The organism is Acinetobacter sp. YH12255 (assembly GCF_013417355.1).
Classification (GTDB): domain Bacteria; phylum Pseudomonadota; class Gammaproteobacteria; order Pseudomonadales; family Moraxellaceae; genus Acinetobacter; species Acinetobacter pseudolwoffii.
On sequence record NZ_VPEC01000117.1, the window covers coordinates 1 to 1,297 of the forward strand.

Consider the following 1,297-nt stretch of genomic DNA (forward strand, 5'->3'; position numbering starts at 1 on the left):
GCAGGGTCGTGCGGTGGTGCGCCCTTAGATATTATTAAGAAATACATTCAAAACCAACAAGGTTAAAATCTGTGAAATTCACCTCCACCCTGACTGTCGGGTGGAGTCCTCTTTCACTTACAGATAGATCAGGACTGAGAGCAGAATAAAGATCTTAAAAACATCATAAATAAAGAAGTGAATACTGCCACCGAGCCGGGTCACCACCGATAAACCGAAGACATTTTCGACCAGCCAGCGCACGCCTTCCGAGAGCCAGGTCATTTTAAGCAGCACATCATTCAGCCAGGCAAAAATCGCGATTATGCTTTCCATTTAAAGCTCCTGGTTTTAGGGGGATGAGATCAGGTCGATGCACTCATCGGCAGATTTTTGAACCATTGACCTGCGCAACAGTTTCCAGTCGGTAGCCTGTGTAAGATTTGAAAAATGGTACTCTCTGTCAAAACCTGATACGGGGAAACTGCCTGCTGATGATCCAATTCCTTTATCCTTCAAGAACCTATTTCATTCAGTATGTAAATGATATGGATCATCGTCCATGTGTTTTTCAGATAAAAAAGCTCCAATCAAGTTGAAGCTTTTTCGTAGGGGGGACACTTTATTTTACCCGATTGCCCTGTTGATCCACGATGATTTCACCGTCTTCTTTGGCAAAGGCTTTTAATTGTGGCGAAGGCAGAATATCCAGTACCACTTCCGATGGGCGGCATAATCGGGTTCCAAGCTCGGTAACCACCAACGGGCGGTTGATCAGGATCGGATGTTGCAGCATGGCATCAAGCAGTTTCTCATCGCTCCAGCCGGCATCATCTAGATTCAGCTCGGTATAGGGATCGACATTTTTACGGAGCGCATCTCTTACCGATAAACCTGCATCAGAAATCAGTTGAATCAGCTCATCACGAGAAGGAGGCGTAACTAGATATTCGATCACTTCAGGCTCAATTCCCGCATTGCGAATTAAAGCCAGCGTATTGCGTGAGGTACCACAGGCTGGATTATGATAAATTTGGACTTTTGGCATTTGATCCATGAGCTTTACTCTTATCAATGAATCATAGCTTTGTATATGAATATACGCATATTCGCAATATAAAATATATGTGTTTTTCAGATGTAACCTGATATGAGAAGTCCAAAATCATTTGAAGCAGTTTCAAAATGAATAGGGCTTTGTTGCACAAACCTATCTGTAAAGGCTTTTTCAGCGATATAATTTTCAAATGAAGAAGCCTACACACAAAATCTACCGCACAACCAATTGGCCCGCATATAACCGAGCACTCATGAGTCG

At 43.2% G+C, this 1,297-nt stretch carries 2 protein-coding genes; both read right to left on the reverse strand.

Annotated features, from left to right (window positions below):
- Nucleotides 1–117 precede the first annotated feature (117 nt).
- A complete protein-coding gene (locus FTV30_RS16040; RefSeq protein WP_257223556.1) occupies nucleotides 118–315 on the reverse strand; it encodes a hypothetical protein in 198 nt (65 codons plus the stop codon).
- 286 nt (nucleotides 316–601) lie between these two features.
- Complete coding sequence (arsC, locus tag FTV30_RS16045) at nucleotides 602–1,036, reverse strand: arsenate reductase (glutaredoxin) (RefSeq protein WP_005093706.1); 435 nt, start codon at nucleotides 1,034–1,036, stop codon at nucleotides 602–604.
- Nucleotides 1,037–1,297 lie beyond the last annotated feature (261 nt).